Genomic DNA, 24,338 nt, shown 5'->3' on the forward strand with positions numbered 1-24,338 from the left:
ACCTCTACCGTAGCAACATCCGTCACGTGGGCAGCTCACGACACCCTGGCGGGACCGTGGCGTACTATCGCCACCCGTAGAGGGGGCACCCGCCGCGGGACGTAGACTTGGCGTATGTTCGACGTCTTCGCGGCACTGGTGCCCCCGGCGGTGGTCGCAGCGGCCTTCATCTTCGGCGTGCGCGCCGTCGTGCGCAGGGAGCGCAACGACCGCGACCGGGAGGACGCCGCCACGCAGGACCTCACCCGATAGGCACTTCCCGCACGCCCCCGAGGACGCACAATGGAGGCGTAGGGGAGGACATACGGCGAGGAGCGAGGAGGCTTCCGCCGTGGCCGGCCGCGAATACCTCGCCGCCATGCTCGACGTCCTGGTGTACGAGAACGTCCTGGTCGCCTGGCGCCGCGTGACGCTCGGCGGGTACGAGATCGTGACGCACGAGGGCGAGGAGCTCAAGCTGTCGGCGGGCCAGGTGGAGCAGTGGGCCCAGGGAGCCTTCGCCGTGTACCTGGCCCTGGTCGACCAGGGCCGCATCTCCCCCCGCCTGCCCAAGGCCTAGCCCGGGTTGCGCGCGGTGCCGAGGATGTGCGGCAGCTTCGGCGCGAGCGTCGCCGGGCGGAACGCGAACCTGTCGAGTCCTTCCACGACCAGCCCGCTGTCCGCGATCGCCCTGGCCGTGTCGCGGTCGAGATGGCAGCCGCCCGCCGACAGGCTCCACACAGGCGTCACCACCCGCTGCACGAGCCCGACCACCGGATGGCGTGAGCGCACGTGCTCGAAGAAGCGCAGCTCGCCGCCCGGCCGCAGCACCCGGCGCGCCTCGGCCAGCGTGACGGCCTGATCGGCCACCGAGCACAGCACGAGCGACAGCACCGCCGCATCGAAGCTCCCGTCCTCGTACGGCAGCGCGTCGGCGTGACCCGCCACGACCTCCACCGGCACGGGAGACCCGGCGGCGGTCTTGACGGCGGCGGCCCTGAGCAGGTCCTCCGGCTCGACCGCCACGACCTGGGTGACCTCGCGCGGGTAGTGGGCGAAGTTCATCCCGTTTCCCGCGCCGATCTCGATCACCCGGCCGGACAGCCCGGCCAGCAGCCGGTGGCGGTATCCGGCCATGGCGCCCTGCTCGGCGACGGCGCTCATCCGCTCGTAGGCGCGGGCGAAGCGCGGGCGTTGGAACCTCGACAGATCCTGCATACCGTCCAGGCTATTCACGAGCGCACGAGCCGCGCGATCGCCTCGGCCGCCTCCTTCACCTTGGCCTCCGCCTCGGCGCCGCCCTTCTGGGTGGCCTCGGCGACGCAGTGCGCCATGTGCTCCTCGAGCAGGCTCAGCGCGAAGGACTGCAGCGCGCTGGTGGTGGCCGAGACCTGGGTCAGGATGTCGATGCAGTACTTGTCGTCCTCCACCATCCGCTGCAGGCCGCGCACCTGGCCTTCGGCGCGGCGCAACCGCCTGAGGTGTTCCTGCTTAGTGTCGGTGTAGCCGGGCATGCTAGAGGTCCTCTCGCTCGCTCTCACCGAGATTAACACCATACCCCCGTACCCTATTTCTCGACGCGCCGTTGCGGCGTGCGAGCGTCGCCGACTCGCCGCGAGCGCCGGGCGCGGGCCCTCAGCCGGAGTGCGGCGGGCGGCCGGTGGGGTGGCTTGCCGTACGAGAGAGATCTTCACGAACGGCGCGTGCAAGATCCTCGACAAGATCTAGTCTGTGGGCAAAGATCCCTCCGACCGGGAGCACCGCCATGGCCGAAGATCCCCGACCCGATCTGCTCTCCAAGATCGACTTCGAAACGCCGCACGCCGCGCGGATCTGGAACTACTGGATGGGCGGCAAGGACAACTACGAGGTGGACCGGGCCGCCGGTGACGCCGTGGCCTCGGTGTACCCCGACATCGTGAAGATGGCCGCCGAGTCAAGGAAGTTCCTGATCCGCGTCGTCCGCTACCTGGCCGGCGAGGCGGGGATCGACCAGTATCTCGACATCGGCACCGGCCTGCCCACGATGCAGAACACCCACGAGATCGCCCAGAGCATCAGGCCCGAGTCCCGCGTGGTCTACGTCGACAACGATTCCCTGGTGCTCGCGCACGCCCGGGCGCTGCTGGTGAACACCACACCCCAGGGTGTGACCACGTACGTGGACGCCGACCTGCACGACCCCGAGCGGATCGTCGCAGACGCGCGCAACGTGCTCGACTTCACCAGGCCGATCGCGGTGATGTTCATGGGCGTGCTCGGCTACGTGGCCGACTTCGGCGAGCTGCGCTCGATCGTGAACCGGGTGATGGACGCCGTGCCGTCCGGCAGCCACCTGGTCATCTGGGACGGCACCGACACCGGCGAGGCGATCAACGAGGGCGGCGCCAAGCTCGCCGAGACCGGGGCCATCCCCTACAACCTGCGCACCCTCGACCAGCTCGCCGAGTGCTTCGAGGGCCTGGAGCTCATCGAGCCGGGCCTGAGCCCGATCACCGACTGGCGCCCCGACGGCATCCAGTCCTCGCCGATCGACGCCCACGGCGCCGTGGCGCGCAAGCCCTAACGCTTGCGGCCGATCCCGCAGACGGCGTTGACCACGTCCACGACCGCGCGCGGTCCCAGCGGCGGGCGCCAGTCCGGCGTGGCGACCACGCCGGGCTCCACCAGCTCGAGCCCGTCGAAGAAACGGGCCAGCCGCTCCGGGCTGCGCAGCGTGTAGGGGAAGGCGGCGCGCGCGTTGTAGGAGTTGACCGCCGCCACCAGGTTGGGGTTGACGTTCACGCCGTCGGACAGCGCCAGATGGCTGCCCGGCGGCAGCGCGTCGACGTAGCGGCGGACCAGGTCGCCGATCAGGTCGTCGTCGGGCACCTGCCCCGCGATGCTGAGCATCATCAGCCCGATCGGCCGGGAGAAGTCCAGCGTCTCGGCCGCCCGCGACAGGATCCTGTCCGGATCGCGCACGTCGGCGTCGATGTAGTCGGTGGCGCCCGCGGGCACGCTGGTCAGCAGCGCCCTGGCGTGCACGAGCACCAGCGGGTCGTTGTCGACGTAGACGACGCGCGACTCCGGCGCCAGACGCTGGGCCACCTCGTGGGTGTTGTCGGCGGTGGGCAGTCCCGTGCCGATGTCCAGGAACTGCCGCACGCCCGCCTCGGAGACGAGGTAGGTCACGGCCCGCTTGAGGAACTCCCGCTGCAGCCGCGCCACCTGCGCGAAGTCGGGGAACACCCGCAGCAGGGTCTCCCCGGCCTCCTGGTCGGCCGCGTAGTTGTCCTTGCCGCCGAGCAGGTAGTCCCACACACGCGCGGAGTGCGGCTTGCTGGTGTCGATCCTGGCCATCGGGTCGTCCGCGGACATCGGCCCTCCTTACGATCAGGCCAACCCTATGCCGCCCGCCGTACGCCCCGGAAGGCACGGCGGGCGGCCTCCGCTCAGGACGTGGTGATGATCAGCGAGCTGAGGAAGACGTCCTGGGTGCCGTTGTTCTTGGCGCAGGCGGTGTAGTCGCCGGCGCCCTGCCAGTTGTACCAGCCGGACTGGGTCTGGGCGGCCCACGCGGTGACCGGGCCGGGCGAGCCGGTGCCCGTCACGACCAGGCCGCTCTGCCCGATGAGCTTGAACTTCAGGCCGGGGCTGTTGGCGTTGCCGCTGGCGTAGACGGAGTTGTCGGCGTGCGCGCCGACGCAAACCTCGCCGCCGGGGTGGACGGTGCGGTTGTAGACGCTGATGCCGCCGGCGAAGGCGGGGCCTGAGATCGTCAGCAGGCCGAGCCCTGCGGCGGTGGCGAGGGCGGCACCGGCGGCGAAACGGCGAACGGTCATCGGAGTGCTCCTTCCGTGGTGGTTGATGCCAGGAAGGTAGGCCGCCGGGATAGCCGGTCTTGAGACCGTTCCGCGCCCACTTCACGTCCGATCCGCGTCCGCCGGTCGGTCACGCATTGAGGAACCATAGCTTCCACAAGGCCGGTTAGCGTGGCCGCATGACGTATCTGACCTTCGATGACGCGGCGCAGTGGGAGTCCTGGCTGGCAGAGCACCACGAGGAGGCCGGTGAGGCCTGGCTCCTGATCGCCAAGAAGGGCTCCGGCAGGACCTCCCCCACCTCGGCCCAGACGCTCGAGGTCGCCCTGTGCTACGGCTGGATCGACAGCCACCGCATGGGGCACGACGCGTCGTACTTCCTGCAGCGCTACTCGCCGCGGCGGTCCGGCAGCCCGTGGTCGCGGATCAACGTCGACCGGGCCGAGGTGCTGATCGCCGAGGGCCGGATGCGGGCGCCCGGCCACGCCGAGATCGAGGCGGCCAAGGCCGACGGGCGGTGGGATGCTGCCTACGCCTCGCAGGCCACGGCCACGGTCCCCGAGGACCTGGCCATCGCCCTGGCCGCCGAGCCCGCTGCCGCCGCCGCGTTCGGCGCGCTCGACAGGACCGGGCGGTACGCGGTCATCCTCCCCCTGCTCAAGGCCAGGACCAGGGAACGGCGGGCCGTCCTGGTGGCCAGGGCGATCGAGGCGCTGTCATGAGGTCATGAAGTCCTGCACGTTCTCCTTCGTGGCGACCTTCACCGGCACGTGCACGACCTTCTGGACGTTCTGCCCCTTGGCGGTGGACACCGCGCTGATCACGGACTCCTCACCCAGGAGCTTGGGCTGCTGGGCGACCGTGGCCGACATGGTGCCCGCCTGGACCGCCTTGAGCCCGTCGGGCGTGCCGTCGAAGCCGACGACCTTGACCTGGTTGCCCGCCTTCGAGCCGAGCGCCTTGATCGCGCCGAGCGCCATCTCGTCGTTCTGGGCGAAGACGCCGGTGATGCCGGGGTTGGACTGCATGATGTTGGTCATCACGTCCAGGCCCTTGGTCCGGTCGAAGTCGGCCGGCTGCTGGGCCACCACCTTGATGTTCGGATACTTCTTGATCCCGGCGGCGAACCCGGCGCCCCTGTCGCGGGCCGCCGACGTGCCGGGCACACCCTGCAGCACCGCCACCTGGCCCTTGCCGCCGAGCTGCTTGGCCAGCTGGTCGGCCGCCAGCGCGCCGCCCGCCACGTTGTCTGAGGTGATGGTCTGCGCGACCGGGGCCCCGTTGACCGCGCGGTCCACCGCGATCACCGGGATGCTCGACCGGTTGGCCACCTTCACGGCCGGCGCGGCGGCGTCGGAGTCCACCGGGTTGATGATGACCGCCTTCATGCCCTGGCTGGTGAAGTTCTGCACCTGGTTGACCTGCTGGGAGGCGTCGTTCTGGGCGTCCGTGGTCGTCAGCGACACGCCCAGCTCCTTGGCCTTGGCCTCGGCGCCCGCGCGCAGCTGCACGAAGTACGGGTTGTTCAGCGTGCTGATCGACAGGCCCACCTTGACGTTGCCGCCGCCCGCCGACCCTCCGCCCGCGCCTTGCTGGGGCGACGAGCAAGCGCCCAGGCCGCCTATCGCGAGCACGGCCGTTGCGACGATCAAGAGCCTCATATCCTGTTCCTTCCTCGCACTGTGTCGAGCAGGACGGCCAGCGCGATCACCGCGCCGATCACGACCTGCTGCCAGAAGGCGGACACCGACAGCAGGTTCAAGCCGTTGCGCAGCACCGCGAGGATGAGCGCGCCGACGAACGTGCCGAACGCCCGCCCCTTGCCGCCCGACAGGCTCGCCCCGCCGATCACGACGGCCGCGATGGCGTCCAGCTCGTAACCGGCGGCGGCCTGCGGCTGTGCCGAGGCCAGGCGGCTGGCCAGGACGATCCCGGCCACCGCGGCGAACACCCCGGACAGGGCGTAGGTGATGAGTTTCTGGGCGTTGACGTTGATCCCGGACAGGCGGGCCGCCTCCTCGTTGCCGCCGATCGCGTACATGGCCCGGCCCGAGTACGTGCGGGCCAGCACGACCGCGGTGATGACGCCCATCACGACCATGACCACGACCGGGATGGGGAGGAACCCCCCGATGTTGCCGCCCAGGTTGGCGATGGCGTCCGGCATGGGCAGCGGGCTGCCCTGGGAGACCACCAGAGCCAGGCCCCGGGCCACGCTGAGCATCGCCAGGGTCGCGATGAACGGGGGCAGCTTGCCGTACGCGATCAGAGCGCCGTTGACCAGGCCGCAGGCCAGCCCCACGACCAGGGCGAGCAGCGTGGCCGGCGGCCAGGCCAGGCCGGCGTCGCCGGCGGCCCAGCCCAGGCAGATCGCCGACAGCGCGGCCACCGAGCCCACCGACAGGTCGATGCCGGCGGTGACGATCACGAAGGTGACGCCGAAGGCCAGGATCGCGGTGACCGCGGCCTGCACGCCCACGTTGAGCAGGTTCGTCAGGGTCAGGAAGTCGGACGACAGCAGCGACAGCAGGACGCAGAGCACGACCAGTGCGATCAGGGCGCCGTTCTCCGACAGCCAGGCTCCGACCCTACTTCTCGACACGGGCGTCCTCCACGTCCGCCACGGCCAGCGCCATCACCAGGTCCTGGGTGGCCTCCCGCGCGGGCACCTCGCCGACCAGCCGTCCCCTGGCCATCACGAGGATCCGGTCGCTCATGCCGATGACCTCGGGCAGGTCGCTCGAGATGATCAGTACGGCGTGGCCGGAGGCGGTCAGTGAGTTGATCAGCTGGTAGATCTCGACCTTGGCGCCCACGTCGATGCCGCGCGTGGGCTCGTCGAGGATGAGCACGCCCGCCTCGGCCAGCAGCCACTTGCCGATCACGACCTTCTGCTGGTTGCCGCCCGAAAGCGTGCGGACCTCCTGGCCCAGGCCGCTCATCCGGACGCCGAGCTGCCCGGCCATGTCCCCCGCCGCCTTGCGCCGGCCGGCGCGGTCGACGAATCCCGCGTGCGTGAAGCGGCCGAGCGTGACCAGGCCCAGGTTCTCCGCCACGTCCGCGCCCAGCACCAGGCCCTGGCCCTTGCGGTCCTCGGGCACCAGGCCGAGTCCCGCCTCCATGGCGGCGTGCACGTCGCCGGGCGGCAGCCGCTCGCCGTTCACGGACACCTCGCCGGAGTCGTAGCGGTCGGCGCCGAACACCGCCCTGGCCACCTCGGTGCGCCCGGCGCCGATCAGTCCCGCCAGGCCCACGACCTCGCCCGCGCGCACCACGAACGAGACGTCGGCGAAACCGCCCGCCCTGGTCAGGCCCCGCACCTTCAGCAGCGGCTCGCCCGGCGGCTGGGACCTGCGCGGGTACTGCTGGTCGATCGGCCGCCCGACCATGAGCCTGACCAGCTCGTCCTGGTCGGCGGTAGCGGGCACCTCGCCCACCGAGCGCCCGTCGCGCAGCACCGTCACCCGGTCGCCGACCTGCGGGATCTCCTCGAGTTTGTGGGTGATGAAGATGACCGCCACGCCCTGCTCGCGCAGCTGCCTGACGATCGCGAACAGCCGTTCCACCTCGTCCGTGGTGAGCACCGCGGTCGGCTCGTCCATGATCAGGATGCGCGCGTTCAGGCAGAGCGCCTTGGCGATCTCCACCATCTGCATCCTGGCGATGCCCAGCGTGCCGACCTTGGCCTGCGGGTCGATCCGCAGCCCCACCCGCTCGAGCAGTTCCCTGGCCTGGGTGCGCATCCGCCTGACGTCGACCAGCCCGAGCCTGCGCGGCGGGCGGCCGAGCAGCAGGTTCTCGGCCACGCTGAGCTGCGGGACCAGGTTGAACTCCTGGTAGATCGTGGCGATCCCGAGGCGCTGCGCGTCGGTCGTGCCCTTGATCTGCGCGGGCTTGCCGTCGACCTGGATCACGCCCGCGTCCGGACGGTAGGCGCCCGAGAGGATCTTGACGAGCGTGCTCTTGCCCGCGCCGTTCTCGCCCAGCAGGACGTGCACCTCGCCCTGCTTCAGCGAGAAGTCCACCCCGTCGAGCGCGACCACGCCCGGGAACTCCTTGCGGAGGCCCTCGACGCGGAGGATCTCGGCGGGCATCGCTCTCTCCGGGCTTGATCGCTGGAATTGCTGCGGTCATGCCCGGAGGCGTCTCTTGAGACCCTTATGCGGCGGTAAAGGGCGGATAGACGTGCTCGCCCTGATGCTCGGGGGGCAGCACGCAACGGCGTCCGTTCTCCTCGCTCGCGCAGCGCACGGCTTCCTCACGCTGCGGCAAGGGTTCACGTTCAGTGGTCAGGATCGCCTCCAGGCCCCGGTACGGCAGGCCGACGTTACCCCCCACAACCGGGCATTCGGTCGCAATCAGGCAACAATCACACCTCTGAACCATCACGCAAACCTGAGTGAACCGTTACCGTGAGTAACAGGCGTTCGATCAGCGCGCGTGGTTGGCGGGCAAGTATGATCGGCCAATGACCGAAAAGACCGAAACCGTGCCCGGGTGGCTTGCTCCGGATGAGCTGGAGTCGGTCCGGGGGCGCATGCCGATCCTGTACGTCGACGCCGTGCCCGTGCGCGTCGACGAGACCGGCGTCGTGACCCACGTCGGGCTCCTGCTGCGCATCGGTTCGGACGGTACGGTCAGCCGGGCCCTCGTCTCCGGCCGCGTCCTGCACCACGAGCGGATCCGCGACGCCCTCCTGCGCCACCTGGAGAAGGACCTCGGCCCCGTGGCCCTGCCGCAGGTGCCGGTGTCACCGCAGCCGTTCACGGTCGCCGAGTACTTCCCGACGCAGGGGGTCACGCCCTACCACGACCCGCGGCAGCACGCCGTGTCGCTGGTCTACATCGTCCCCGTCGCCGGCGACTGCCGCCCGCGCCAGGACGCGCTCGACCTCGTGTGGTTCACTCCGGAGGAGGCGGCCTCGCCCGCCGTACAGCAGGAGATGGCCGGCGGCCAGGGCACCCTCCTCAAACAGGCCCTCGCCCACGTCGGCCGCCTCACCTGACCTCTCCCCCACCCCACCCGGCGCTCGCCCAACCAGGCCGGCCGCCCCCTTGCCACGCCCACCCACACCTCCGCCCCCCGTGCACGGCGAAGCCCCATCCCCCTCCCACCACGCGCCCAAGCCACCCGCGCACACCGCGCCGCCCGGCCCACACACCCGCGCCGTTCCCCCGCACACGCCGCGCCGCCCGGCCCACACACCCCGCGCCGTTCCCCCGCACAGGCCGCACCACTCAGCCCGTGCATGCACAGCAATGCCCGCCGCCGCGCACGCCGTGCCGTTCCCCCGCACACGCCGCGTCACTCAGCCCGTGCACGCCGCACCACTCCCGCGCACACACAGCACCGCCGCCACCGCGCACGCCGTGCCGCCCGCCCGCCCGCGTTGCCGTCCCGTGTTGCGGCGAGGCGCCACTCGCCACACGCACGAGGCACGTCACCCAGGCGCCGGGCATCCCGCTCGTCGCGCGCACCCCGCGCCGCTCCCCCGCACACCAGGGGGAAGCCGGGTGGTGTGGGGGATGGAGGGTGGGGTGGGGCGATTTACGCTGGGCGGTATGTGGTGGGTGGCGCTGGTTGCCGTGGGTTGGGTGCTGTACGGGCTGGCGCTTCGGTGCACGGCCGGCGTGGCGGGGTCCGCGGTGGGGGTCACGGTGGTGGGGGCCATGGTGGTCGCCGCGGTGGTGGGGATGGATGCGCGGGGCGTCCTGGGGGTCGGCGTCGTGGCGGCGGGGTTCGGGGCCTCGCTGTGGGCGCTGATGGGGACGGCGCGGGCATGCCCGGCGGCGGGCGCTGGCCGCCTACCGGGAGGGCGTTCCCGGGATGGCAGGTATGGCGGCGGACGTCGAGCGGTGGCGATACGCGGCGGAGCTGCACGACACGGCCGCGCACCGGCTCACCGGGGTGACCGTGGGGGCGTCCGCCGCGCTCCGGCTGCGGGATGCGGGGCTCGTGGGCGAGGCGTTGCGGCATGCCGGGGAGGCGGGGCGGCTCGCCGTACGTGAGCTCGGGGAGTTCCCCGCTGGGGATTCGCTCGAGGAGGTCGACGCGCTGGTCGCCGGGTGGCCTGTCGAGGAGGTGAGCTATCGGCGGGAGGTCGACGCGGCACCGCCCGAGGTGGCGCGGGTCGCGTACCGCGTGGTGAGGGAGGCGCTCACCAACGCCCTCCGCTACGCCCGCGGCGCCCAGGTCCACGTGTCCCTCACGACCGATGGCGACCACGTCCACGTCGAGATCACCAGCGGCACACGACCCGACCAGACCCCGGAACGCACGGAATCTCATGCCGCCGAGGGGCGCGGCCTCGAGGAAACCCACGGCTTCAGGAGCAGCCCGACGGGTGACAGAGCGAACGCGCGGGTCGTAGGTGAGCCGGCTGGACCAGCAGAGGCGGTGGGAGGCGGCGCGGACGTCCCAGGCGGGTGGTCCGGGCTTGTGGGAGCGCCGAGCGAGGGGGTGGGCGCCGAGGTCGCAGGTGAGCTGAGGGGGGCGCGGAGCGACGCGGCAGACGTGGGTGGGGGGTTTGGGTTGGGGGGGTTGGCGGGGGTGGTTGGGGAGTGTGGGGGGCGGTTCGGGGCTGGGTTTGTGGGGGGTGGGGAGTTCAGGGTTTGGGCGGAGGTGCCGGTTCGGGCGGGGGATGTGCGGGTGCGGCGGGGTGGGTGGCGGGGGCGGCAGGCGTCCGACTGGGCGTTGGTGGCGCTGGCCGTCGCTTTGTCGGTGGGGTCCAGTCTGTTGTCGCCGGGTGGGGTGGAGGTGTTGCCGCTGTTCGCCCTGCATGCCGTACCGCTGGGGTGGCGGCGGCGGGCGCCCAGGTGGGGGTTGGCGGTGGCGCTCGCGGTCTATCCGGTGTTACTGGTGACCGGAGTGGGAGAGCCCGCGGGGGATGTGTTCCTGTGGTCCTGCTGGGTGGAGCTGGCGCTGGTCTACGCCATGGGGGCGTACGGCGCGGGCCGGGGTGTGCGGCGGCCGGTCGTGATGAGGGCGGGGGGTGTGCTGGGGCCGGTGGGGGTGGCCGTGGTCGGGGGGCTGGCGTTGGCGTGCGGGCCGGGGATCGTGGGGAATCGGGTTGCCGTGTGGGCGGTGCTGGCGGTGGGGGTGGCCGTGCCGGCGTTCGCGGCGTGGGGGGCGGGGGTGCTCGCCGCGCGGTCGCGGGGGCGGCGCCGTACTCGGCTCGAAGGGGAGCGTGAGCGCGTGGGGCGGGCAGGGGCCGCGGCGGCGCGGGCCGAGCGGGGCAGGATCGCGGCAGGGCTGCACGGCACCGCCGTACGGCAGGCCCAGGCGATCGTGGCGGCGGCCGACGACGGGGACCTGGAGGGCGTGAGCGTGGCGGCGCGGGCGGCGCTGGCCTCGCTGCGGGAGCTCGTGGAGGAGTTGCGGCACGTCGGCGACGCGGAGCCGCCGCCGTCGCTGGACGGGATCCGGCTGCTGGCAGCCCGGTCCAACGCCGTGGTGCGCTACAGCGGCAGGGGGGCGGTGGTGCCGCCGGTGGAGGTGATGGCCTTCGCGACCGCGCGTACGCTGCTGGCCGAGGGAGCCACCGAGCTCGACGTCTCCAGGACCCGAGACGGGCTGCTCGTGGCCGGAGCCCCGGGGAGAGGCGTGATGAAACGGCTGGCCAGGACCGCGGACGCGGCGGGCGGCTGGGTGTCCGTGAACGACGACGGTAAGGCGAGTGTGTGGCTACCAGGGTGACGCGGATCGTCGTGGCCGATGACCAGGCCGTGGTCCGGGCGGGGATCGCGGCCGTGCTGGACGCCGAGCACGACCTGGAGGTCGTGGGGCAGGCCGGCGACGGGGAGGCGGCGTTGGCGCTGGTCCGGGAGCTGGCGCCGGACGTGGCGGTCGTGGACGTGCGGATGCCGGTGATGGACGGGCTGAGGACCACGGCGCGGATCGTGGCCGAGGCGCCGGGGACGCGGGTGGTGGTGCTGACGACGTTCGGGCTGGACGAGTACGTCTTCTCGGCGTTGCGCGCGGGGGCGGCGGGATTCCTGCTGAAGGACTCGCCGCCGGATCGGGTGATCGAGGCGATCCGGCTCGTGGCGGCGGGCGAGGCGATGGTGGACCCCGCCGTCACGCGCAGGCTCATCGACCGTTTCACCGCGCAGCCGGAGCCGCCGCGTCCGGCGAGCCTGCCCGGGCTGACGCCGCGCGAGCGGGAGGTGCTCACGCTGGTGGCCCGCGGGCTGTCCAACGCCGAGATCGCCGGCGCGCTGCGGCTCAGCCCCGCCACGGTGAAGGACCACGTGGCGGCCGTCCTGACCAAGCTCGGAGTCCGCAACCGCCTGCACGCCACCATCGCCGCCTACGAGTCGGGGCTGATCACACCCGCCACGTAGATCGGGTACCCCGCCGCGCGGCGGGGGTGCAGGACCGTCCGCCGGCAGGACGAGAAGCGCCGCGACGATTCCTAGCGTTCCGGGTATGAGATTGCTGGCCGGAATTGTGGTGGCCCCGCTCGCGGGAGCCGTGGTCCTGCTGACCCTCGCGTTCCTGATCCCGTACGCGGTCGTGTTCGTCTCCGCCGGGTTGCTGGCCACGGCGGCCACCGGGTGGTGGTTCGCCAGGCGGACCCGCCTGCGCTGGCCGTACGCGATCGTGCTGCCGGTCGCGCTGGGGCTGCTGTTCCTGTGGCCTTACCCGGCGACGAGCGGGACGCCGGCGGCCGCGCGGTACTGGGACCTGCCGACGGGGTCGCGGATCGCCTACGTGAAGGTGCCCGCGGTGGGGACGCCGAGAAGCACGCCGGTGCTCATCCTGCACGGCGGGCCGGGCACCCCGGGTGACGGCGTCCCCGACGCGGGGCCTGAGCTGGCGGCCAAGGGCTTCGACGTGTACGCCTACGACCAGGTGGGCGCGGGCCGCTCGTCACGGCTGGCCGACGTGAAGGCCTACACCGTGGCCAGGCACGTGGCCGACCTGGACGCGATCAGGCAGCGCCTGGGCGCCGAGAAGGTCATCCTGGTGGGCAGGTCCTGGGGCGGCACGCTGATCGCCCAGTACCTGGCCGCGCACCCGGACCGGGTGGAAAGGGCGGTGCTGACCTCGCCGGGCGCCATCTGGGAGCCGCTCTACCCGAACGGCCCCGGCAGCCCCTTCGACCACCTGACCCCGCAGCAGACCGAGCAGGTCGACGACCTGACCAGCGGCCCGAGGGTGCTGCTCCAGTCGGTGCTGCTGCAGCTCAACCCGGCCGCCGCGCACTCGCTCGTGGGCGACGCCGAGGCCGACTCCTACTTCCGCGCGATGCTGCTGGCCGCCAAGGACACCACGAACTGCCCGGGCGCCGCGCCCGCCCCCGCGCACGGCAACCTGCCCGGCTTCTACGCCAACCAGCTGACCTCGGCCGACGCCGGCACCGTGCCGGATCCGCGGCCCAAGTTGCGCACGGTCCACGTGCCGACGCTGATCGTGCGCGGCGAGTGCGACTACCTCAGGCCCGAGGTCACCGAGGACTACCGCCGCACGATTCCCGGCGCGAAGTACGTCTACGTCCGCGGCGCCGGCCACTCGATCGCCAACGGACGGCCCGAGCTCTACCGCAGCCTGCTGACGGACTTCCTCACGAAAGGCTAGCGGCGGCGTCGGGGACGCTGTTGTCCAGCCGCGGCGGCCGGCGGTAGCCCTCGCTCGGCGGCCGGTCCGGCAGCTTCAGCCTGGCCCGCCGTACCTCGGTGTAGGGGATCGTCGAGAGCAGGTGGGTGATCATGTTGATCCTGGCGCGGCGCTTGTCCTCGCTCTCGACGTCGTACCAGGGAGCCTCGGGGATGTGGGTGTGGATGAGCATCTCGTCCTTGGCGCGGGAGTACTCCTCCCAGCGGGTGATCGACTCCAGGTCCATCTCCGACAGCTTCCAGCGCCGCATCGGGTCGTCGAGCCGGTCGCGGAAGCGCCGCTCCTGCTCCTCGTCGCTCACCGAGAACCAGTACTTGCGCAGCAGGATCCCCTCTTCCACCAGCAGCCGCTCGAAGATCGGGCACTGGTGCAGGAACCGGGTGTACTCCTCCTGGGTGCAGAAACCCATGACCCGCTCGACCCCGGCCCGGTTGTACCAGCTACGGTCGAACAGCACGATCTCTCCCGCCGCCGGAAGGTGAGCGATGTAGCGCTGGAAGTACCACTGCGTCTGCTCACGCTCGGTGGGCGCGGGCAGGGCGGTGATCCGCGCGACGCGCGGGTTGAGATATTCGGCGACCCGCTTGATCGTGCCGCCCTTGCCCGCCGCGTCGCGCCCCTCGAAGATGATGACCAGCCGCTGCCCCTCGGTTTTCACCCATTCCTGCAGCTTGACCAGCTCCCCCTGCAGGCGGAGAAGCTCCTTCTCGTACGGCTTGCGCGGCAGTTTCCCCATACCGGGATCATAGGCCGCGCATCGTGAGCAGCGGATGGGCCAGCGACGTGCCGAGCCCGGTGGGCTTGAAGGAGAACCCGCGGGCGCGGCGCAGCTCGGCCTCGTTGTAGCGGCCGCAGGTGCGGTGCCACTGGAGGATGCCGGACATCCAGTCCCGCAGCAGGCTCACGTGCCGGGTGAGCACCTCGTGCCTGTCCGTGTCCAGCCCGTCGAGGAACGCGGGCAGGTCGCGGGCCAGGATGTGCTCGAACTGCGCCATCCTGGCGTTGACCAGGTCGGCCACCACCTGCGCGGCCCGCCAGCGGTCCACGTCGAGGAAGTGCTGCACGACCAGCACCATGTTGTGCAGGTCGCCCTCGAACTCGACCTCCTTCTGGTAGGAGTGCAGGTCGTTGACCAGCACGGCGTAGTCCTCGGCGGCGGTCTCCAGCTCGTGCAGCACCCGCGTGTCGCGCAGCGCAGGGTCGACCGTCTGCCAGCAGGTCAGCCAGGCCAGCGCGAGCGTCATCTCGCTGCCGAACGTGCGCCGGCGCGTCTCGACGTAGTCGATCGGGTCGGGGATGCGGTGCTGCGCGCGGTTGACCAGCTCCCACAGCCAGCTCTCCAGCATGTCCTCCACCGTCGAGCGGAAGGCGGCGCGCGCCTTGGGCTCCAGCCGCTCGCGGCTGCGCGGCCACAGGTCGGCCAGGCCGCGCTCGACCGGGTTGAGCGGCTCGGGCACCGGCTCGCCGTGCAGCGGCATGAACGCGGCCAGCCGCTCGTTGAGCAGCCGCGCCCCCGCCAGGTCACGGGCGGCGCCGAACACGGCCGGATAGTAGTCGTCGGCGTAGGTTCCCCAGGTCAGCCAGTCGACGGTCAGGCCCAGCCCCTCGGGCGTGGCGTCGGCGTCGATCATCGCGGCGCAGTACGCCAGGTCGTACCCGGACATCCGCCGCTCGTCCCACAGCCCGCCGTCGCCCAGGAGCCCCATCCGCCGCGCCCACGTCAGGGAGCCGGCACGGGCGGCGTCCAGGTGCGGGTTGACGCGGTAGTCGTAGGGCATGCGCAGGCCGGGCACGGGCAGGTGGCCGACCGGCTCGAAGGGCAGGTAGCGGTGCTGGCGCACCCGGCGTTCCGCGCCGAACACCAGGCCCGACGGGCCCCCGCCGACCACGGCGGCCGCGTTCATGTACCGGCTGGACCTGATGTGCCACTCGTGCCCGCCCGCCTGCCAGTCCTGCAACCCCTTGACGTACAGCGCCACCGCGGCCTGCTCGTCCGGCGCCACGAGCCGGTCGGCGAACAGCGCGGGGATCTCGGTCAGCGCGGTGTTCTCGAACTGCTGCAGCCGGGAGGTCATCAGGTCGTTGACCAGGTCGGCCGCCTCCTGCGTCGGCAGGTCGAAGAAGCGCTCGAAGACCAGCACGGCGTTGGAGTTCTCGCCCTCCTCGCGCACCTCCCGCTGGTAGGAGAACAGGTCGTTGCGCAGGTGCACGGCGTCGGCGAACGTGTCGCACAGCACCCGAAGCGGCCTGGTGGGGGCCAGCGCGTCGGGCACCTCGGCCCCCACGGCGTACTCGACGAGACCGGCCGACCAGGGTGCGCCGCCCACGCGCCGGCGCATCTGGACGTACTCGATCGGGTTGGCGACGCGGCCCCTGTCGATGTTCTCCAGCTCCCACATCGACTCGACCATCAGGTTGTGCGTGCTGGTGACGAAGCGCCGCCGCCAGCCGGCCGACATCGCGGGCACCGTGCGCGCCCACACGTCGGCCAGCCCCGCCTCGGCCGGGTTCCCTGGCTCGGGCGGGTCGTCGGACATGAACAGCTCGAGCCGCTCCAGGTGGGCCCTGGCGCCCGCCAGGTCCCGGGAGTGCTTGAACAGCTCGAGGAAGTGGTCGTCGAAGAAGAACACCCACACGTACCAGTCGGTGATCAGGTCCAGCGTGGGCCCGTCGCAGTCGGGATGGGTGTAGCCGCACATCAGCGCGTAGTCCATCGCCTCGAGCGCCGCCTCGTCCCAGACCAGGCCGCCGTCGGGCTTGCGCGACGACAGCATGCCCATCCGCGCGGCCCAGGCCGTCGTGTGCTGTCTGGAGCGCTCGACGTGCGGATTGAGCCGCGCCGGATACGGCGTGTAGAACTCGGGAAGCCGGAACGCCTGCTCCGTTCTCATGCGATCTCGACGCTTTCCAGGATCCCCAGCGCGTCGGGGACCAGCACGGCGCAGGAGTAGTACGTGGACACCAGGTAGGAGATGATCGCCTTGTCGTTGATGCCCATGAAGCGGACGGAAATGCCGGGCTTGTACTCATCGGTGAGCCCGACCCGGTGCAGGCCGACCACGCCCTGGTCGCTCTCCCCCACCCGCATCACCATCATCGACGTCAGCCCCCGCGCCGAGACAGGGATCTTGTCGCACGGGAACATCGGCACCCCGCGCCACGACGTCACCTGATACCCGCCGGCGTCGACGGCGTCCGGATACAGGCCGCGGCTGTTGCACTCGTGGCCGAAGGCGGCCAGCGCCTTCGGGTGGGCCAGGATGAACGCCGGGTCCTTCCACACCGTGGCGAGCAGCTCGTCCAGGTCGTCCGGTGTGGGTGGCCCGCTCCTGGTGTGGATGCGCTGGCTCAGGTCCGCGTTGTGCAGCAGGCCGAAGTCGCGGTTGTTGACCAGCTCGTTCTCCTTGCGCTCGAGCAGCGCCTCGATCGTGAGCCGCAACTGCTGCTCGGTCTGGTTGATCGGCTCGTTGTACAGGTCGGCCACCCGGGTGTGGACGCGCAGCACGGTCTGCGCCAGGCTCAGCTCGTACTCCCGAGGCGCCTGCTGGTAGTCCACGAACGTGCCCGGCAGCGCCACCTCGCCCACGTGCCCGGCCGACATCGCGATCTCGGCCTCGCCGTCGCCGGGCGGGTCGGCGCGCCCCTCCAGATGCGACCGCAGCTCCGGGCTGGCCTCGAGCAGCTCCAGGTAGGCCTGCCTGGACAGGGTCAGCACCGTGCACGCGGTGGCCGCCACGGCGGTGAACCCCCACGCGGGCGAATCACCGGTGAACAGCTCGTGTCCCAGGTGGTCGCCGTCGGCGAGCAGGCCGGAGGTCGCGGTGTGGCCATAGGCGCCCTCGGTCTGCTTGGTGATCTTGCCGTGCGCGATCAGCACCACGTCCTCGACCGGCGTGCCCGCCGCGACCAGCGTGTCGCCCGGCTCGAGCTCCCGCTGCACGAAGCGCCCCGCCAGGGCGGCCAGCACGTCGCCGTCGTCCAGGCCGCGCAGCGGCGGCAGCTCGCACAGCTCGGCGGGGATCACCCTGACCTCGGCCCCGGTGTTGGTGAACGTCACCCGGCCGTCGCCCACGGCGTAGGTCAGGCGCCGGTTGACGCGGTAGGCGCCGCCCGTGGGCTGCACCCACGGCAGCAGGCGCAGCAGGTGCCTGGAGGTGATCTCCTGCATCTGCGGGACGGTCTTGGTGGTCGTGGCCAGGTTGCGCGCGGCAGCGGTACCGAGGCTGAGCTGTCCGGTCTCTGTCATCTGCGAGGACACCACCTATCTCTGGATTTCCCTGGGAAGAGCGAAGGTCAGGGTCTCTTGGGTGCGCGTGACGGTCTCCACGTCGGCGTAGCCGCGGGCCGCCAGCCACTCGAGCAGCTCGGCGACCAGGTACTCGGGCACGGACGCGCCCGCGCTCACGCCCACGGTGGTCACGCCCTCCAGCCACGCCTCGTCGGCCTCGGCGGCGGTGTCGATCAGGTGCCCGGCGGGCGCGCCCGCCGACAGCGCGACCTCGACCAGGCGCCTGGAGTTGGAGGAGTTGGGCGAGCCGACCACGAGGACCAGGTCGCAGCGGGGCGCGAGCCCGGCGATGGCCTCCTGCCGGTTCTGGCTGGCGTAGCAGACGTCGTCGCTCGGCGGGTCGGCCAGGCCGGGGTGGCGCTCGCGCAGGCGGGCGACCGTGGCCAGCGTCTCGTCCACCGACAGGGTGGTCTGCGACAGCCATCCTGCCTTGGCGTGGCGGGGCAGGACGAGCTCGTCGGGCCTGGCGGGGTCGACCACGTGGATGCGCTCGGGGGCCTCGCCCACGGTGCCCTCGACCTCCTCGTGCTCGGCGTGGCCGATGAGGATCACCTCGTGTCCCGACTCGGCCAGCCGTACGGCCTCTCTGTGGACCTTGGTCACCAGGGGGCAGGTGGCGTCGATCGACCTGAGCCCGCGCTCGGCCGCCTCGCGCTTGACCGCGGGGGCGACGCCGTGGGCGGAGAAGACGACGAGCGCGCCCTCGGGCACCTCGGCCAGCTCCTCCACGAAGATCGCGCCGCGGCGGGTGAGGTCGGCGACGACCGAGGTGTTGTGCACGATCTGCTTGCGTACGTAGACGGGTGGGCCGTGGCGGCGCAGTGCCTCCTCCACGGTGGCGATGGCACGTTCGACCCCGGCGCAGTATCCGCGGGGTGCGGCGAGCAGGACGCGTCCCATGAGGTCTCCTCAGCGAGTCCGGTGCGCGATTCGGTCTGCCAGTTCGGTGAGCGCGGCCGCCGCTTCGGCCGTGATGCGGGCGTCGGCGAGCGCGGATAAGGCGGTGCCGGCCCGCTCGTCGATCATCTGCTCGACCTGGGCCAGCGCTCCGGTGTCGACGACGATCTGGCGCAGCTCGTCGGCGACCGTCTCGGTGAGCTTGGGGTCGCCGAGCCAGGCCCGCAGGTGCTCGGTCTCGGCGCGCGAGCCGTAGCGCGTCGCGTACGCGATCAGCACGGTCTGCTTGCCCTCGCGCAGGTCGTCGAGCGCCGACTTGCCGGTGACCTCGGGGTCGCCGAACATGCCCAGGATGTCGTCGCGCAGCTGGAAGGCCTCCCCCAGCGGCACGCCGAAGCTGGAGTAGGCCTCGAGCAGTTCCTCGTCGCCCCCTGCCAGGGCGCCGCCGATCTGCAGGGGGCGCTCGACGGTGTACTTGGCCGTCTTGTAGCGGATGACGGTGTAGGCCCGGTCGACGGTGGTGTCGGCGCCGGTCTGCGACATCACGTCCAGGTACTGACCGGCGATCACCTCGGTGCGCATGGCGGTGAACAGCTCGTGGCCCCTGCGCAGCCGGTGCGGCTCGACGCCGCTGGTGGCGAACAGCTCGTCGGACCAGCCGAGCGCGAGCACGCCCATGAGGATGGCGGCGGCCCTGCCGAAGGCGTTGGCGGCGGGACCGGCGTGCATGCCCGCCAGCGCGCGGTGCACGGTGGGGCGGCCGCGCCGTACCTCGCTGGCGTCCATGATGTCGTCGTGGATGAGCAGCCCCGCGTGGCACAGCTCGAGCGAGGCGGCGGCGCTGATGAGCTCCGCGCAGTCGGCGCCGCCCGCGCCCACCCAGCCCCAGTAGCACAGCAGCGGCCTGATCCGCTTGCCGTCGCCGAGGATGAACTCGCGCAGCACCTGGTGCGCGGCGACCACCTCGGGATCGGCGACGGGGGCAGGGTGCACGTCCAGGAACTGCACCAGCCTTCGGTCGACCCGGTCGCGGACCGTGCTCATCGACGCCCTCCCCACGTTCCCCACCGCCGACAAACGAGAAGTTATTGATCGACCACATAAAGTTAAAGAGGCATCCTACAGAGTGGAACGGATGTTTTCTCTATGTCGCGATTCGGCGCACACTTCGGCAATGAGCAACGCCCCCTGCAGCAGATCTCCGAGCTGGCCGCAGCCGGCTGCCGGATCGTGCGGGTGGGCGTGCCCTCGCGGGATGACGCCGACGCATTACCGCAAATCGCGAAAAAATCTCAAATTCCGGTGGTGGCGGATATTCACTTCCAGCCGCGTTATGTGTTCGCCGCCATCGAGGCCGGATGCGCCGCCGTCAGGGTCAATCCCGGAAACATTCGGAAATTTGACGATAAGATTCGAGAAATCGCACAATTGGCGTCAGAAGCCGGCGCGCCGATCAGGATCGGCGTCAACGCAGGCTCGTTCGACCCGCGCCTGCTGCGCAAGTACGGCAAGGCCACCCCGGAGGCCATGGTCGAGCGCGCTGCTCGAGCACGAGCTGCGGCTGGTCGGGCGGCAGGGCGTGGCCTACGCGCTGGAGGAGTTCACCGAGGGCGTCTCGTGCGTGGCAGCGCCGGTGTTCGGGCCCATGCCTTGATTCGCGCCACACGAGGCAGAATGGCGGGGCGAGCACCTAGCGATCTCGACGGGAGCCGGCCATGGGATGGACCGCGGCGGACATACCAGATCTGACGGGCAAGACGGCGATCGTGACCGGAGCCTCGAGCGGCATCGGGATGATCGCGGCGGGTGAGCTGGCCCGCCGGGGCGCGGCGACCGTGCTGGCCGTCCGCGACACCGGCAAGGGAGCCGAGGTCCGCGACCGGATGCTCAACGCCGCGCCGCAGGCCTCCATCGAGGTGACACGGCTCGACCTGGCCGATCTGGCCTCGGTCAGGCAGTTCGCCGAGGGCGTGAAGGACGACGTCGACATCCTGGTCAACAACGCCGGGGTGATGGCGCTGCCGTACCGGAAGACCGCGGACGGCTTCGAGATGCAGTTCGGCACGAACCATCTCGGGCACTTCGCGCTGACCGGGCTGCTGCTGCCGCGGCTGCGCGGCGGGCGCGTGGTGACCGTCAGCAGCACCATGCACAAGCGCGGCACGATGCGCTTCGACGATCTCAACTCCGAGCTCTCCTACCGCAAGTGGGAGGCCTACTCGCAGTCGAAGCTGGCCAACCTGCTGTTCGCCTACGAGCTGCAGCGGCGCGCGGGCGGCAGCCTGACGAGCGTGGCGGCGCACCCCGGCTACGCGGCCACGAACCTGCAGGGCGCCGGGCCCCGCCTGTCGGGCAACCGGCTCGAGCAGGCCGGGATGTGGCTGGCCAACCTGCTGTTCGCGCAGAGCGCCGAGCGCGGGGCGCTGCCGCTGCTGTACGCGGCCACGGTGCCCGACCTGCCCGGCGGGTCGTACGTGGGGCCCGACGGGCCCGGCGAGGGACGCGGCTACCCGACGATCGTCTCCTCGACGGCGGCCTCCCACGACGAGGACGCGGCCGCCAGGCTGTGGTCGGTCTCGGAGGAGCTGACCGGGGTGCGCTACTCCTTCGACCAGATCTCCGACTAGATCAAAACTGTCGGTCGCGTTGGCTAGATTCCTGCCACATTGATCTTCCTTCCGACTGGAGGTCGTGGCTTGGACGTGCGTGAACGCAGCGTCACACGCGTGGTGCCGCCGGTGCGGCCGCGGAAACTGGCGAAGGTCCCCTTCGTCGAGCTGGCCGACGGGCGGCTGCAGGGAGTCGTGTCGAGCGGGTCCGACATCGAGCGGGTCTACGTCTCCTCGATCGCGGCCGGCACCCACGGCTACACGTGCAGCACCAACAACAACCGGCCGTGCGGCGGGCTGCGCGGCTCGCCATGCAAGCACCTGACCGCGCTGGCCAACGAGGCGATCGTGCAGTACGGCCTGCCGCGCGTGGCCCGCTACCTGCGGGTCGAGGTCGCCGAGGACGGCGACCTCATGAGAGCGCTGAGCGGGTCCCACGAGCCGGCGGCCGCGGCGGTCGTCTTCAGCCGCTTCCTGCGCCACCTGGCCTATCTGGAGGTGCCCTCGACCACGGCGCCGCTTCCGGAGATGCAGTGGTTCCCCGACTCGGGAGGGGTGCGCTGATGATGGGTGTGCAGCTCTCGGCGCTGACCGGCGAGATGCCCGCCGGGGTCGGCGAGGCGCTCGAGGTCGTGTCCGGGTTCGACGGAGTGCTGGTGCACGGGCTCGCGCGGCTCGGCGAGGAGCAGGTCGCGGCGCTGACCGGGCTGGCCTCCGCGATGGCGGGCACGCCACTGGGTGAGCGGGCGCTGGAGGCCGCGGAGAAGATCGTGGCCGGCTCGGTCACCGACGAGCACCTGGTCGCGCTGGCCGGCGCCCGGTCGGCCCTGCTCGGCGCCATCCACGACGCCCTCCTGGCCCACCTCGACACCTCCCTCACCCGCACCCGCTCACCCTGGGATGCCGGGTCCGCCGCACAAGCTGGCTTCGGAGGGCGGGCCGGGGCGGCCGCGTGGTTGCGGGAGGTGGCCATCGCTGGGTGGCGCGGGGTCGACCACGATCTGGTGACCGCAGCCGATCAGACGATCGAGGCGCTGCTGGGCGACCCAGGGGCGCGGCGGATGGCCGTCCTGCTCGACGGGCTGGCGGCGGAGCTGCGGGCCTCGGCGCCCGTGGCGACCATGGCCGAGATCCCCGAGCGGCGCTGGGGCGACCTCTGGGCACGCGCCGTCCTGCTCACCCACGCGACCACCTCAAGCGCGGGCGCGGGTGGTGAGAGCGTGTCGGGGCGGCTGCTGGTGCTGGGCGTGGATGTGCACGAGCATGCGACGGCCGTCCAGGTGCAGGTGCACGGGATCCTGGAGCCCGGCGGGCGGGTGGTGCGGGCGAGCGTGGCGGCCGCCAAGGTCGACACGATCGCGGGGCCCGCCGTGTGGTCGCTGCTCGGCGGATACCCCGTGCTGCTGGGAGCGCTGGCAGGGCACCTGGCGATCGAGATCGAAGGGATGACACTGCTTCCGGGCGGCGACCTCGTCTGGGACGAGGCCGCGGCCAAGGCGGGCGACCCCGCCGACCCGTTCGCCACGGCCAGGGTACGGCTGGCGGAGGCGACCGCCCCCGCGGTGGCGCCGCTCGAGCGGCACCCGGTGCGGATCGCCGAGCCGGTGCTCGTCGAGGGATACAAGGTCAAGGACGGCGTGCTCCACCTGGACGGGCACGAGCTGGCGCTCGACCTCGACCGGCTGCCCGCCGCGGGACCGCTGACGCCGAAGCTGGTGACGGCCTCGACCGCGTGCATCGGACTGCTGCGCTGGGACGCCGGGTGGCGGCTGCAGCCGCTGGCCGTCCAGGGCAAGTCCAAGGCGGCGCACAACGGCGACCTCGCCCTCCAGGCGGCCAAGGGCGACGCGGTAGCCGTACTCAAGGAACGAGCGGGACGGCTGCTGAGGCGATGAGCGACCACACTGACACGGCCAATCGGCGGCAGGTGTTGTACTGGCGGCTGCTTGCGCGGTTGTTCGGCGGCGAGGAGCAGGCCGCGTTGGAGAGCGCGAGTCTGGCCGTCGTCGAGGACATCGGGCTGCCCGCGGCGGTGCTCGACCCCGGCATCTCTGTCGACAATCTCGTGCAGCGCTTTCCTGAGCTGGCCGCGGAGCTGCGCACGCTGGACGGGCCCGACCAGGTCCGCAACGCCGCGCTGGTGTCCAAGCTGCTGCTGAACGTCTTCTGCACCGGATCGGGCACCGTCACCGCGACCCAGCTGGCCGGCTGGAAGAACGACGCCGGCTGGCTGGAGCAGGCCGTGGGCGCCGACGCGGGGCAGCTGGCCGAGATGGAGGGCGACCTGGTCAGGCGGATGCACCTGCGCGAGGTGCTCGCCGACCCCTCCCTGGCCAAGCAGCTCACGCCCAGCATGTCGCTGGTCGAGCAGCTGCTGCGCGACAAGTCGAACCTGTCGGGCGTGGCGCTGGCCAACGCCAAGGCGCTGATCCGCCGCTACGTCGACGAGGTCGCCCAGGTGCTTCGCACGCAGGTCGAGAAGGCCACCGCCGGCGAGATCGACAGGTCGGTCCCGCCCAAACGGGTCTTCAGCAACCTCGACCTCGACCGGACCATCTGGAAGAACCTCACCAACTGGTCACCCGAAGACCAGAAGCTGTACGTGGACAGGCTCTTCTACAAGCAGACCGCCCGCCGCACCACCCCCGCGCGGCTGATCGTGGTGGTCGACCAGTCGGGCTCGATGGTCGACTCGATGGTCAACTGCACGATCCTGGCCTCGATCTTCGCCGGGCTGCCCCGGGTTGACGTGCACCTGATCGCCTACGACACGCGGGCGATCGACCTGACACCGTGGGTGCACGACCCGTTCGAGGTGCTGCTGCGCACGAAGCTGGGCGGCGGCAACGACGGCCCTGTCGCGATGGCGATGGCCCAGCCCAAGATCGCCGATCCGCGCAACACCGTGATGGTGTGGATCTCCGACTTCTACGAGTTCGACCGATCGCAGCCGCTGTTCGACGGCATCACCGCCGTGCACAGGTCGGGCGTCCGGTTCATCCCGGTCGGTTCGGTCAACAGCTCCGGCCAGGCCGAGGTGAACCCCTGGTTCCGCCAGCGGTTCAAGGACCTCGGCACCCCGGTCATCTCCGGACACATCAACAAGCTCGTCCACGAGCTCAAGAACTTCCTCACCTAGGAGAC

Annotated in this window: 25 protein-coding genes and 1 pseudogene; 14 read left to right on the forward strand and 12 right to left on the reverse strand. The window is 71.4% G+C overall.

The features are described from left to right. Positions 1-114 precede the first annotated feature (114 nt). A complete protein-coding gene (locus KIK09_RS18000; protein ID WP_214320353.1) occupies positions 115-252 on the forward strand; it encodes a hypothetical protein in 138 nt (45 codons plus the stop codon). 79 nt (positions 253-331) lie between these two features. Further along, entirely contained in the window at positions 332-559 is a 228-nt protein-coding gene (locus KIK09_RS18005; RefSeq protein ID WP_214320354.1) for a hypothetical protein, read from the forward strand. On the opposite strand, the gene KIK09_RS18010 is transcribed toward KIK09_RS18005, so the two are convergent. Continuing rightward, entirely contained in the window at positions 556-1,197 is a 642-nt protein-coding gene (locus KIK09_RS18010) for a class I SAM-dependent methyltransferase (RefSeq protein ID WP_214320355.1), read from the reverse strand. The two genes, KIK09_RS18005 and KIK09_RS18010, sit on opposite strands and share 4 nt — an antisense overlap. A gap of 14 nt (positions 1,198-1,211) precedes the next feature. Continuing rightward, positions 1,212-1,493, reverse strand: coding sequence for a metal-sensitive transcriptional regulator (locus KIK09_RS18015; protein ID WP_214320356.1), 282 nt, complete (start codon positions 1,491-1,493; stop codon positions 1,212-1,214). Positions 1,494-1,744: 251 nt separating this feature from the next. Here KIK09_RS18015 and KIK09_RS18020 point away from each other — a divergent pair, with 251 nt between their 5' ends. Then, the gene (locus tag KIK09_RS18020; protein WP_214320357.1) at positions 1,745-2,545 is read left to right on the forward strand and encodes an SAM-dependent methyltransferase; all 801 of its coding nucleotides are present in this window, start codon (positions 1,745-1,747) and stop codon (positions 2,543-2,545) included. Here KIK09_RS18020 and KIK09_RS18025 read toward each other — a convergent pair. Together KIK09_RS18025 and KIK09_RS18030 are read right to left on the reverse strand one after the other, a co-directional pair. Next, positions 2,542-3,339, reverse strand: a complete 798-nt coding sequence (locus tag KIK09_RS18025; protein ID WP_214320358.1) for an SAM-dependent methyltransferase — start codon at positions 3,337-3,339, stop codon at positions 2,542-2,544. The genes KIK09_RS18020 and KIK09_RS18025 overlap by 4 nt on opposite strands. Positions 3,340-3,413: 74 nt before the next feature. Then, a complete protein-coding gene (locus KIK09_RS18030) occupies positions 3,414-3,803 on the reverse strand; it encodes a hypothetical protein (protein ID WP_214320359.1) in 390 nt (129 codons plus the stop codon). Between the two features lie 158 nt (positions 3,804-3,961). Here KIK09_RS18030 and KIK09_RS18035 point away from each other — a divergent pair, with 158 nt between their 5' ends. Beyond that, the gene (locus tag KIK09_RS18035; RefSeq protein ID WP_214320360.1) at positions 3,962-4,504 is read left to right on the forward strand and encodes a YdeI/OmpD-associated family protein; all 543 of its coding nucleotides are present in this window, start codon (positions 3,962-3,964) and stop codon (positions 4,502-4,504) included. Here KIK09_RS18035 and KIK09_RS59220 read toward each other — a convergent pair. Genes KIK09_RS59220 through KIK09_RS18050 form a run of 3 tightly spaced genes read right to left on the reverse strand, consistent with a single transcriptional unit; the run spans position 4,499 to position 7,876 of the window. Further along, complete coding sequence (locus KIK09_RS59220; protein ID WP_214320361.1) at positions 4,499-5,443, reverse strand: D-ribose ABC transporter substrate-binding protein; 945 nt, start codon at positions 5,441-5,443, stop codon at positions 4,499-4,501. The genes KIK09_RS18035 and KIK09_RS59220 overlap by 6 nt on opposite strands. Beyond that, entirely contained in the window at positions 5,440-6,384 is a 945-nt protein-coding gene (locus KIK09_RS59225) for an ABC transporter permease (protein WP_214320362.1), read from the reverse strand. Before KIK09_RS59225 ends, KIK09_RS59220 begins: the two co-directional genes overlap by 4 nt. Next, positions 6,371-7,876, reverse strand: a complete 1,506-nt coding sequence (locus tag KIK09_RS18050; protein WP_214320363.1) for a sugar ABC transporter ATP-binding protein — start codon at positions 7,874-7,876, stop codon at positions 6,371-6,373. The genes KIK09_RS59225 and KIK09_RS18050 overlap by 14 nt, the downstream gene beginning before the upstream one ends. A 374-nt stretch (positions 7,877-8,250) precedes the next feature. On the opposite strand from KIK09_RS18050, the gene KIK09_RS18055 reads away from it, so the two are divergent. The 4 genes from KIK09_RS18055 (at position 8,251) to KIK09_RS18070 (ending at position 13,361) form a co-directional block, all read left to right on the forward strand. Continuing rightward, complete coding sequence (locus KIK09_RS18055; protein WP_214320364.1) at positions 8,251-8,787, forward strand: NUDIX hydrolase family protein; 537 nt, start codon at positions 8,251-8,253, stop codon at positions 8,785-8,787. Positions 8,788-9,617: 830 nt separating this feature from the next. Beyond that, positions 9,618-11,477, forward strand: coding sequence for a sensor histidine kinase (locus KIK09_RS18060; RefSeq protein ID WP_214320365.1), 1,860 nt, complete (start codon positions 9,618-9,620; stop codon positions 11,475-11,477). Next, positions 11,462-12,124, forward strand: a complete 663-nt coding sequence (locus tag KIK09_RS18065) for a response regulator (RefSeq protein WP_308164167.1) — start codon at positions 11,462-11,464, stop codon at positions 12,122-12,124. The genes KIK09_RS18060 and KIK09_RS18065 overlap by 16 nt, the downstream gene beginning before the upstream one ends. An 85-nt stretch (positions 12,125-12,209) precedes the next feature. Then, on the forward strand, positions 12,210-13,361 hold the full coding sequence (locus KIK09_RS18070) for an alpha/beta hydrolase (protein ID WP_214320366.1): 1,152 nt from the start codon (positions 12,210-12,212) through the stop codon (positions 13,359-13,361). Here the strand turns inward: KIK09_RS18070 and ppk2 are convergent. From ppk2 to KIK09_RS18095, 5 genes are read right to left on the reverse strand one after another with little or no spacing between them, the layout of a single operon-like run. Next, the gene (gene ppk2 / locus KIK09_RS18075) at positions 13,348-14,136 is read right to left on the reverse strand and encodes a polyphosphate kinase 2 (RefSeq protein WP_214320367.1); all 789 of its coding nucleotides are present in this window, start codon (positions 14,134-14,136) and stop codon (positions 13,348-13,350) included. The genes KIK09_RS18070 and ppk2 overlap by 14 nt on opposite strands. Positions 14,137-14,143: 7 nt before the next feature. Continuing rightward, a complete protein-coding gene (locus KIK09_RS18080; RefSeq protein ID WP_214320368.1) occupies positions 14,144-16,291 on the reverse strand; it encodes a terpene synthase family protein in 2,148 nt (715 codons plus the stop codon). Next, positions 16,288-17,646, reverse strand: a complete 1,359-nt coding sequence (locus KIK09_RS18085) for a family 2B encapsulin nanocompartment shell protein (RefSeq protein ID WP_214320369.1) — start codon at positions 17,644-17,646, stop codon at positions 16,288-16,290. Before KIK09_RS18085 ends, KIK09_RS18080 begins: the two co-directional genes overlap by 4 nt. A gap of 15 nt (positions 17,647-17,661) precedes the next feature. Continuing rightward, positions 17,662-18,588: a 4-hydroxy-3-methylbut-2-enyl diphosphate reductase gene (locus KIK09_RS18090; protein WP_214320370.1), complete on the reverse strand. Its 927-nt coding sequence runs from the start codon at positions 18,586-18,588 to the stop codon at positions 17,662-17,664. Positions 18,589-18,597: 9 nt separating this feature from the next. After that, positions 18,598-19,629, reverse strand: a complete 1,032-nt coding sequence (locus KIK09_RS18095; protein ID WP_214320371.1) for a polyprenyl synthetase family protein — start codon at positions 19,627-19,629, stop codon at positions 18,598-18,600. Between the two features lie 102 nt (positions 19,630-19,731). On the opposite strand from KIK09_RS18095, the pseudogene KIK09_RS18100 reads away from it, so the two are divergent. The 6 genes and pseudogenes from KIK09_RS18100 to KIK09_RS18125 form a co-directional block, all read left to right on the forward strand. Next, a pseudogene (locus KIK09_RS18100) lies at positions 19,732-20,127 on the forward strand (flavodoxin-dependent (E)-4-hydroxy-3-methylbut-2-enyl-diphosphate synthase); the annotation flags it as partial. A gap of 37 nt (positions 20,128-20,164) precedes the next feature. Beyond that, on the forward strand, positions 20,165-20,239 hold the full coding sequence (locus KIK09_RS60605; RefSeq protein ID WP_372455676.1) for a hypothetical protein: 75 nt from the start codon (positions 20,165-20,167) through the stop codon (positions 20,237-20,239). A 61-nt stretch (positions 20,240-20,300) separates the two neighbouring features. Further along, positions 20,301-21,212, forward strand: coding sequence for an oxidoreductase (locus KIK09_RS18110; protein ID WP_214320372.1), 912 nt, complete (start codon positions 20,301-20,303; stop codon positions 21,210-21,212). Between the two features lie 75 nt (positions 21,213-21,287). Then, entirely contained in the window at positions 21,288-21,758 is a 471-nt protein-coding gene (locus KIK09_RS18115; protein WP_308164198.1) for a hypothetical protein, read from the forward strand. Beyond that, entirely contained in the window at positions 21,758-23,089 is a 1,332-nt protein-coding gene (locus KIK09_RS18120) for a hypothetical protein (RefSeq protein WP_214320373.1), read from the forward strand. Before KIK09_RS18115 ends, KIK09_RS18120 begins: the two co-directional genes overlap by 1 nt. Beyond that, positions 23,086-24,333: a VWA domain-containing protein gene (locus tag KIK09_RS18125; protein ID WP_214320374.1), complete on the forward strand. Its 1,248-nt coding sequence runs from the start codon at positions 23,086-23,088 to the stop codon at positions 24,331-24,333. Before KIK09_RS18120 ends, KIK09_RS18125 begins: the two co-directional genes overlap by 4 nt. Positions 24,334-24,338: the final 5 nt, after the last annotated feature.

The organism is Nonomuraea sediminis (assembly GCF_018531495.1).
Classification (GTDB): Bacteria; Actinomycetota; Actinomycetes; order Streptosporangiales; family Streptosporangiaceae; genus Nonomuraea; species Nonomuraea sediminis.

Excerpts from the sequence above, each read along its gene's own strand:
- KIK09_RS18055 (WP_214320364.1), top strand. The coding sequence starts at position 8,251 with ATGACCGAAAAGACCGAAACCGTGCCCGGGTGGCTTGCTCCGGATGAG.
- KIK09_RS18120 (WP_214320373.1), top strand. The coding sequence starts at position 21,758 with ATGATGGGTGTGCAGCTCTCGGCGCTGACCGGCGAGATGCCCGCCGGG.
- KIK09_RS18050 (WP_214320363.1), bottom strand. The coding sequence starts at position 7,876 with ATGCCCGCCGAGATCCTCCGCGTCGAGGGCCTCCGCAAGGAGTTCCCG.
- ppk2 (WP_214320367.1), bottom strand. The coding sequence starts at position 14,136 with ATGGGGAAACTGCCGCGCAAGCCGTACGAGAAGGAGCTTCTCCGCCTG.
- KIK09_RS18080 (WP_214320368.1), bottom strand. The coding sequence starts at position 16,291 with ATGAGAACGGAGCAGGCGTTCCGGCTTCCCGAGTTCTACACGCCGTAT.
- KIK09_RS18110 (WP_214320372.1), top strand. The coding sequence starts at position 20,301 with ATGGGATGGACCGCGGCGGACATACCAGATCTGACGGGCAAGACGGCG.
- KIK09_RS18090 (WP_214320370.1), bottom strand. The coding sequence starts at position 18,588 with ATGGGACGCGTCCTGCTCGCCGCACCCCGCGGATACTGCGCCGGGGTC.
- KIK09_RS18095 (WP_214320371.1), bottom strand. The coding sequence starts at position 19,629 with ATGAGCACGGTCCGCGACCGGGTCGACCGAAGGCTGGTGCAGTTCCTG.
- KIK09_RS18060 (WP_214320365.1), top strand. The coding sequence starts at position 9,618 with ATGGCGGCGGACGTCGAGCGGTGGCGATACGCGGCGGAGCTGCACGAC.
- KIK09_RS18025 (WP_214320358.1), bottom strand. The coding sequence starts at position 3,339 with ATGTCCGCGGACGACCCGATGGCCAGGATCGACACCAGCAAGCCGCAC.
- KIK09_RS18030 (WP_214320359.1), bottom strand. The coding sequence starts at position 3,803 with ATGACCGTTCGCCGTTTCGCCGCCGGTGCCGCCCTCGCCACCGCCGCA.
- KIK09_RS59220 (WP_214320361.1), bottom strand. The coding sequence starts at position 5,443 with ATGAGGCTCTTGATCGTCGCAACGGCCGTGCTCGCGATAGGCGGCCTG.
- KIK09_RS18015 (WP_214320356.1), bottom strand. The coding sequence starts at position 1,493 with ATGCCCGGCTACACCGACACTAAGCAGGAACACCTCAGGCGGTTGCGC.
- KIK09_RS18070 (WP_214320366.1), top strand. The coding sequence starts at position 12,210 with ATGAGATTGCTGGCCGGAATTGTGGTGGCCCCGCTCGCGGGAGCCGTG.
- KIK09_RS18085 (WP_214320369.1), bottom strand. The coding sequence starts at position 17,646 with ATGACAGAGACCGGACAGCTCAGCCTCGGTACCGCTGCCGCGCGCAAC.
- KIK09_RS18020 (WP_214320357.1), top strand. The coding sequence starts at position 1,745 with ATGGCCGAAGATCCCCGACCCGATCTGCTCTCCAAGATCGACTTCGAA.
- KIK09_RS18000 (WP_214320353.1), top strand. The coding sequence starts at position 115 with ATGTTCGACGTCTTCGCGGCACTGGTGCCCCCGGCGGTGGTCGCAGCG.
- KIK09_RS18125 (WP_214320374.1), top strand. The coding sequence starts at position 23,086 with ATGAGCGACCACACTGACACGGCCAATCGGCGGCAGGTGTTGTACTGG.
- KIK09_RS18010 (WP_214320355.1), bottom strand. The coding sequence starts at position 1,197 with ATGCAGGATCTGTCGAGGTTCCAACGCCCGCGCTTCGCCCGCGCCTAC.
- KIK09_RS18035 (WP_214320360.1), top strand. The coding sequence starts at position 3,962 with ATGACGTATCTGACCTTCGATGACGCGGCGCAGTGGGAGTCCTGGCTG.